Source organism: Vibrio sp. V01_P9A10T6 (assembly GCF_963877065.1).
GTDB lineage: Bacteria > Pseudomonadota > Gammaproteobacteria > Enterobacterales > Vibrionaceae > Vibrio > Vibrio anguillarum.
The window spans coordinates 1-7,910 of sequence record NZ_CAWNTB010000040.1 but is presented as its reverse complement, the minus strand read 5'-3'; the positions used below and the strand labels follow the sequence as shown (position 1 = coordinate 7,910).

Genomic DNA, 7,910 nt, shown 5'->3' with positions numbered 1-7,910 from the left:
CTTTTTACATTGATTGGACCAAACGTGATACCGCCGTGTTATTTGGTGACGGTGCTGGTGCTGTTGTCTTGAGTAAAACCGATAAAGTAGTGGGTTTGCAAGATGCACAAATCGGTTGTGATGCAGAAGGGCGTGATATTTTGGCGGTGCCTAAATTTGGCTCATCGATGGATCGTTTTGCCGCTGACAATGGGTATTGGGATTTTGATTTTGTTGGGAAAGAGATTTTTAAACGTGCGGTTCGAGGCATGGGCGCAGCGGCGCAAACTGTGCTGGCGCGTTCCGGTCTTTTAACCGAACAAGTTGATGTGGTGATCCCGCATCAAGCGAATATTCGCATCATTCAAACCTTGTGTGACTTATCAGGTATTAGCCAAGATAAAGCATTTGTTAACATTCAACACTATGGTAATACGTCTGCCGCGACCGTACCTATTGCATTGTGTGAAGCGGTAGAACAAGGGAAAATCAAACCGAATGATAACCTGCTGGTGGCTGCTTTCGGGGCGGGCTTAACTTGGGGGGCTGGGCACATCAAATGGGGCGAGCGTGTTACCGCGATTAGCCGTAGCCAAGCGCAGTTACCAGAGTGTCAGTCCAGTGCGTTAGAATTATTGGCCAATGCAATTGAGCACTGCCAGCAGCGCCCGCTATCTAAATAACGTTTAGAAAACGAATGTTACACAGTACAAGCAGTATGAGAACAGGCCACAATGTGGCCTGTTTTACTCTCAATGCTAGGTGTGTAAACTAGGCAATCGCCATGGCGAGCAGGCTAATTGGATGAATGGTTTCTAACGCGGTATTTTCTTCAATTTGCCATTTACAGGTTTCACAATCGGTAATCGCATAGTCAGCTTGCGATGTTTTGATTGCATCAAACAGGTGCGCGCCAATTTTCATTGAAACGTCATAGTTCTCTTCTTTAAAACCGTAGGTTCCCGCTAAGCCGCAGCATTCGCTGTCTAAGACCACTAACTCCAATCCCGGAATCATTTTTAATAATTCAATGGTAAAAATGACATTACCGCTGCGTTCAAGGTGGCAAGGGGTGTGGTAAACCACTTTCAAGTTAACGGGTTTCATTTTAGGTGCATTACCGCTCATGAACTCTTTGAGTAGAAAGCGCGTGACGTACTCGATTTGTTTGACCACCTTACTATTATCAACCCCTAAAACATGAGGATATTCTTGTTGTAAGGTAAACGAACACGTTGATGAGGTGGAGAGGAGCGTTGTTTGACGATCAACTACCGCGGCTTCGATATTTTTCACATTCAATAGCGCATTTTTACGTGCTTTATCGTGAAAACCATTGGCAATCAGCGGTACACCACAGCATTTCTCGTTATCCAGTAACCGCACGCCGATATTCATCGCATTCATCACAGAGACAAAATCTTTACCTAACTGCGGGTGGTTATAGTTAACGTAACAACCGTGGAAATAGGTCACTTGCCGGTTATACAGGGGTTGGCGTGTGCAGTTCTGCTTAAACCAACGACGAAACGTGCCGTGTGAGTATTTGGGAAGTGATTTATGATCGTGCACACCAATGGTCTTGTGCATCAGTTTTTTTACCATCGGCATAGCCGTAGCAGCGTTCACTATCGGTGCAAATGGTGTGGCGATCGTGCCAAAAAGATCGGTATGGCTCAGCACGTAATCACGCACCAGCTTTGGACTCAGCGTTTTTTTGCCATGTTTGCCACGCGCCACAGCAATGATATCGCCAATTTTTACTCCGGAAGGACAGGCGGTTTCACACCGTTTGCAGTTGGTGCAGAGCTTGAGTAGGTCGTCATAATACTCTGCGCTTTTAATCCTCAAGCGTTCGCCATCCGGCCCGCACTGTTTTGGCCCCGGATAGAGTGGGTTTGCTTTAGCTACCGGGCAATAAACGGTACAAACAGTGCATTTGATGCATTGATCAAAAGAGGTGTTTTTGGGTGCGGCTTCAACAAAAGAGGTGCTCATGCTAATACCTCCTGAATGACGGGTTGAGATTGAGTTTGAGCCATAATTTGAGAGGTCGCGTGGTAAGCGCTGGCAATAGCAACGCCTCCACCGCTGCCTTCAAAGACAGGATCATAACCCGCGAGCATCGAACCACAGCAGTATAAATTGGTAATGATATTACCTTGATGAGTTGGGTTCAGTGACGTGTTGGTCAGCACACCAAAGGTCATGAAAGGGTGAGAGTTTGCTGAGAAAAAGGCATGGTTTCGCCATAGAGCGCGATCATGACAGCTCTCCGTCTCTAATTGGAACACGGGTTCGCTAATACCGTGATGAGAAGCCTGTAAACCTTGGCTGAAATAGCTCCCTGTAGCCATCACGAAATGGTCAGCTTGAATCGGCATATCATTGAGATTTTGAGTATGAATGGCGGTCAAACGGTTGCCATCAAATTCACCACTGATGACTTTATCGCCTTTTAAATGGGTACCACCCATAGTTAAAAAAGCTCGGCTGAGTGTCTCTTCAATGCGGATGCCCATTAATGATGGCGGCATGGTCGGGACTTCATGCAACTGCAAGTTGGTTTCCAATTTGAGTTTGTTCAGTAAGGTTAACCCATCACCATTGCCCATGATGGCAGGTAGGATCACTAGATCTTGCACAGTGGCATGACGGATCAGTTGATCACAAAAACTGCGCCATGCATGTGGTTGTTTGAGCAAACGAGCAATATCGATGGAGCGCAGTTCGTTGGGGTTATGGCGAAGTGCTTCGAAACCCGGAATCGTGATATTGATGATCTCACTTGGGATAGCCGAAAATGCAGGTAGAGCGCGTAAGTTATCTTGCAGCATGTGTGGTTGAAAATCTCGGTAACCATCGATGGCGAGCAGCACAATACGCTTGAAATCAGCATTCGCTTTATGTTGATAAACATAAGGTTGTGATAACCAAGTGGCTTTCAGTGTCCCCATCGGAGTAATGCGATAGTGGTTACTATTATCCGCTTGGTGTGTCAGCGGCATGCCGCGCTGCTGCAGCGTTTTTTGAAACCACATTAACCCTTGCGAAATAGTGTCAGCGCCAATTTTACTGTAAGGGTGATTCGGGGCTTGTTGACGTAATGCTTCCATGGCGAGCAAAGGGGATTCAACCGCTTCGCCGCTAGGCAGTTTACCCAGAACATCGATGGAACCGGATGAAAAATGCAGAGCACTTTGGCCTTGACTGATCAGTGCTGTTTTTAGGCCCGCTTGTAAGCAGCGAAGACCTGCACTGTAACCTGCAATTCCACCACCGATAATTGTGACGTCGTATTTCATCATAACGTCTCCTCACTTTCATTTTGCTTGTGTTGCGTTGGAATGTCATTGGCTCCGAACAAGCCTTCGTAAATCCAGTAACTGAATTCAGCTTCGCGCAGTGCATCTCCCCAGAAAATCGGTTTAATGCCTTTCCAGCGCTCTTCTAAAAACTCAACCAACAGTTGGCTCGATTGGTTTCCCGAAACGTGACCATATTCTTGAAATAAGCTGGCGGCGCGATAGCTGCAAAGCTCTCCTTGGCACGGCCCCATACCTAAACGAGTGCGGCGACGTAAATCGACCAAGTTATTTACATCGAGTTGTTTAATTGCGTATTCAATTTCGCCCGCGGTCACCATTTCACATTCACAAATAACCGCTTGGCTCTTTGCATCATCAGATAAGAAATTTTGTGCGCGCTCACCATGGCGATAAATAGCCGATTCATAGACGGGTTTGGCAATGCTGGCGGTTTTTTTCACCTGTTTTGGGGTTTCGTTGGAGCCGGGTAGGGCGCGAGTATGAGTTTCGCAAGGGGTATTATTGCCCAGTTTTTTGGCGACTAAATCGGTCGCCCATTCTGCCATTAGGCGGTAAGTCATTAATTTACCGCCTGTAATCGTGGTGAGGCCTTTCAATCCATCGCGTTGTTCGTGGTCAAGTAATACGATGCCGCGACTGATATTTCGGCCGCTGCCATCATCATTAATAGAGACCAATGGACGCACACCCGCATAAGCGCGTAATACACGAGTATTCGCCATGATGGGGGCCAGTTTCGCGCCTTCGGCCAGTAGTATATCGACCTCTTTTTCAGTCACGTGCAGGTTGTCAATTTGGTCGTAGTCAATGTGTTCAGAGGTAGTACCGATCAGTGAAATGGTATCACCAGGGACAAGAATATCGGCATCAGAAGGCTTGCGACAGCGGTTGATCACAAGGTTGTTGATACGATAATCAAGGATCAACAATGAGCCTTTCGCGGGGAACATTTTGATGTTGAGATCGGCGTATTCACAGATGTTTTGTCCCCATATTCCAGCTGCGTTAATCACTTCTTTGGCGAAAATCTCATATTGTTGATGAGTGTTGAGCTGTAAACAGCGCACGCCTAATACTGTGTCACCTTGGCGGATCAGCGACGTCACAATGGTTTTGTTCATGATCCGCGCACCATGCTCTTTGGCGTCTAGCACATTGGAAGCGCATAAACGAAAAGGATCGAGTGTGCCATCGGGTACTTTGATCGCGCCAACAAGGTTTGGGTTAACGTGAGGCTCTAAACGCAGTGCTTCTTTGGCAGAAAGAGGCTCGGTTGTAATCCCAGCTTGAGCGCACGCGTCGATAAACGTGCTCTGAAAAGCAAGATCGTCTTCAGGCAGAGTAATGAACAGGCCGTCGGTTTTCTCTACACAATGTCTGGCGATATTTTTTAAAATTTGATTCTCTTGGATGCACTCTTTGGCCGATTCAGGATCGGTAACTGCGTAACGTGCCCCTGAGTGTAATAAACCGTGATTTCGCCCGGTGGTACCAGAAGCAATATCATCCTTTTCTAGCAAAATACACGCAATGCCGCGCAGTGCGCAGTCGCGCATGATCCCAGTACCGGTTGCTCCGCCACCAATGATAACAACATCGGTTTCAAATCGTGTGGTTGTGGTCATGGTGAAACCTTATTCGATGAAAAACTTATATTTAGTGTGGCATTTTCAATAGAAAATGTTCGATATATTGCTCACAAAAGCGCGAATGAGCGAAATTGTGTTTGATTTTGGCGGTAATTTCATCTTTGTATGTTATTTCATATCAAAATGATGAACGGTTTAACAATTTAAGTTGGGTTAATTTAACAACTGGAGTGGATTTTAGAGAACAAATGCGCTTACGAGCTGATCCGATGACTTCATCATCATTCCTCTCTTAGCAGTATGAAATCATATCTCTATCCGTTATTGCACTTGATTATGTCGTTGTTTATAGAGACACCCTGAGTTTCCTATCATTTGTTAAGCTCTGCGTTAATGAGCAGAAGATCAAAATAATGAGTTAATTAACAAAAAACGATATTGCAAGTAACAAAATTGTGCTCGAACGCTCATAAATGCTGTTTTTTAATTTTCGTGGGAAGAGAAATGTGCAAAATTTGCCGCACACAGACATTGTGTACACAAAAAATAAACAAGGACACTTACTATGACTCGAACAAAACAACATACTCTTCTCGGAGAGTGTATAGCGGAGTTTATCGGCACGGGATTGCTGATTTTTTTCGGTGCTGGCTGTGTAGCTGGTTTAGTTCTTACTGGCGCGCAATATGGCCAATGGGAGATCAGCATAATATGGGGCTTAGGTGTGGCAATTGCCATCTATTGTACTGCGGGTGTTTCTGGAGCTCACATTAATCCGGCGGTGACCATTGCACTGGCCGCCTTCCACGGCTTCAACAAAGCAAAAGTACTTCCCTATATTGCGGCGCAAATGCTCGGTGCATTCTGCTCTGCTGCTCTGGTTTACGGCTTGTACAGCAACCTTTTTACTGATTATGAAATCGCACACAATTTTGTACGTAGCAGTCAAGAAGCGTTAGCCACAGCGGGTATTTTTTCTACCTACCCTAATGCTTCATTATCATTTGTTGGTGCATTGGCGGTCGAATTTGTCATCACAGCAGTATTAATGTTCGCTATTTTGGCACTAGGTGATGAAAATAACGGCGCACATCGCAATGCAATGAACCCATTGCTGATTGGTATTCTGATTGCGGTTATCGGTGGTTCACTTGGCCCATTGACTGGCTTTGCAATGAACCCTGCGCGTGATTTTGGCCCTAAATTGTTTGCCTACTTAGCTGGTTGGGACTACGCACTAACAGGTGCAAAAGATATCCCATACTTCATCGTACCTATCATTGCCCCTATTGCCGGTGCTTGTTTTGGGGCATGGGCTTACCCTAAATTTATTGGCGCGTACTTACCCACTGTCGGCGTAGGCTGCACCATTCCAAACCAGTGTGATGACGTAGAAGAAAGTGAGCAAGCTCACGTCTAAAATAACGATAACACTTCATAAAACGATTAACGTGAAAGATAAGGAAAAGACCATGACTGAGCAGAAATATATTGTTGCCCTTGACCAAGGAACAACAAGCTCACGTGCTGTAGTGTTAGATCATGATGCTAACATTGTCAGTGTTTCTCAGCGTGAATTTACCCAGATCTACCCTCAAGCTGGCTGGGTTGAACATGATCCACTGGAAATTTATGCGACGCAAAGTTCGACGCTAGTAGAAGCACTTGGCAAAGCTGGTATTCGCAGTGATGAAATTGCGGCGATTGGTATTACCAACCAACGTGAAACTACGGTGGTGTGGAACAAAGAAACGGGTAAACCAGTCTACAATGCGATTGTATGGCAATGTCGACGTACCGCATCCATTTGTGAAGAATTGAAAGCACGCCCAGGGCTAGAAGAGTACATTCGCGAGAATACAGGCCTAGTGCTTGACCCTTACTTCTCTGGCACCAAAATCAAATGGATTTTGGATAATGTCGAAGGGGCTCGTGAAGACGCCGAGGCTGGAAAACTGCTGTTTGGTACAATTGACTCGTGGCTCGTTTGGAACATGACACAAGGCCGTGTTCACGTTACGGATTATACCAATGCATCTCGCACTATGCTTTTCAATATCAACAACTTGCATTGGGATGAGAAAATCCTAAAAGAGTTTGATATTCCTTTGTCTATGATGCCTGAAGTGAAGAAATCTTCCGAAGTTTACGGCCAAACCAACATTGGTGGTAAAGGCGGGACACGTATTCCTATTGCTGGAATTGCGGGTGACCAGCAAGCTGCGCTTTATGGGCAGATGTGTGTTGAGGCGGGCCAAGCAAAAAATACTTACGGCACTGGCTGTTTCTTATTGATGAACACAGGTAAAGAGAAAGTCACCTCACATAATGGCTTGCTAACAACTCTAGCTTGTGGCCCTGCTGGTGAACCTCACTACGCGCTTGAAGGTGCAGTCTTTATGGGCGGTGCATCGATTCAATGGTTGCGTGATGAATTGAAACTGATTTCAGATGCGCATGACTCAGAATATTTCGCTACGAAAGTTGATACGGCCAACGGCGTTTATGTTGTGCCAGCGTTTACTGGTTTAGGCGCGCCGTATTGGGATGCTTATGCCCGTGGTACGATTGTTGGTTTAACGCGTGGCGTGAATTCGAACCATATTATTCGTGCGACCTTGGAAAGTGTTGCTTACCAAACACGTGATGTACTTGATGCAATGCAAGCTGATTCTGGCATCAAACTGTCAGCATTACGCGTAGACGGTGGCGCGGTAGCCAATAATTTCTTAATGCAATTCCAATCAGATGTGCTTGATACCGAAGTACACCGTCCTAAAGTGACGGAAGTGACCGCGCTAGGAGCCGCCTATTTAGCTGGTCTTGCGGTTGGCTTTTGGGGAAGCTTGGATGAGCTTGCTGATAAAGCCGTGATCGATAAAACATTCGTTCCTCATCAAGATGAAGAGAAGCGCGATCGTCGCTATAAAGGTTGGAAACGTGCGGTGAAATGTGCTCAAGCTTGGGCAACTATGCACGATGACGAAGAGTAATACTTAGCCTTATGGCCTCT

At 46.0% G+C, this 7,910-nt stretch carries 6 protein-coding genes; 3 read left to right on the top strand and 3 right to left on the bottom strand.

Going from position 1 to position 7,910, the window contains the following annotated elements:
• The coding region (locus AACQ21_RS02450) for a 3-oxoacyl-[acyl-carrier-protein] synthase III C-terminal domain-containing protein (protein ID WP_308514520.1) at positions 1-662 on the top strand (662 nt) is incomplete at its 5' end.
• Between the two features lie 88 nt (positions 663-750).
• Here the strand turns inward: AACQ21_RS02450 and glpC are convergent.
• The 3 genes from glpC to glpA are packed head-to-tail and all read right to left on the bottom strand — an operon-like array spanning position 751 to position 4,933.
• Positions 751-1,977: an anaerobic glycerol-3-phosphate dehydrogenase subunit GlpC gene (gene glpC / locus AACQ21_RS02445; protein ID WP_013867920.1), complete on the bottom strand. Its 1,227-nt coding sequence runs from the start codon at positions 1,975-1,977 to the stop codon at positions 751-753.
• On the bottom strand, positions 1,974-3,287 hold the full coding sequence (gene glpB, locus AACQ21_RS02440) for a glycerol-3-phosphate dehydrogenase subunit GlpB (RefSeq protein WP_105976645.1): 1,314 nt from the start codon (positions 3,285-3,287) through the stop codon (positions 1,974-1,976). Before glpB ends, glpC begins: the two co-directional genes overlap by 4 nt.
• Positions 3,284-4,933, bottom strand: coding sequence for an anaerobic glycerol-3-phosphate dehydrogenase subunit A (glpA, locus tag AACQ21_RS02435; protein ID WP_013867918.1), 1,650 nt, complete (start codon positions 4,931-4,933; stop codon positions 3,284-3,286). Before glpA ends, glpB begins: the two co-directional genes overlap by 4 nt.
• A 529-nt stretch (positions 4,934-5,462) precedes the next feature.
• On the opposite strand from glpA, the gene AACQ21_RS02430 reads away from it, so the two are divergent.
• Together AACQ21_RS02430 and glpK are read left to right on the top strand one after the other, a co-directional pair.
• Positions 5,463-6,317, top strand: a complete 855-nt coding sequence (locus AACQ21_RS02430) for an MIP/aquaporin family protein (protein ID WP_105976644.1) — start codon at positions 5,463-5,465, stop codon at positions 6,315-6,317.
• Positions 6,318-6,369: 52 nt separating this feature from the next.
• Complete coding sequence (gene glpK, locus AACQ21_RS02425; RefSeq protein WP_026029114.1) at positions 6,370-7,890, top strand: glycerol kinase GlpK; 1,521 nt, start codon at positions 6,370-6,372, stop codon at positions 7,888-7,890.
• Positions 7,891-7,910: the final 20 nt, after the last annotated feature.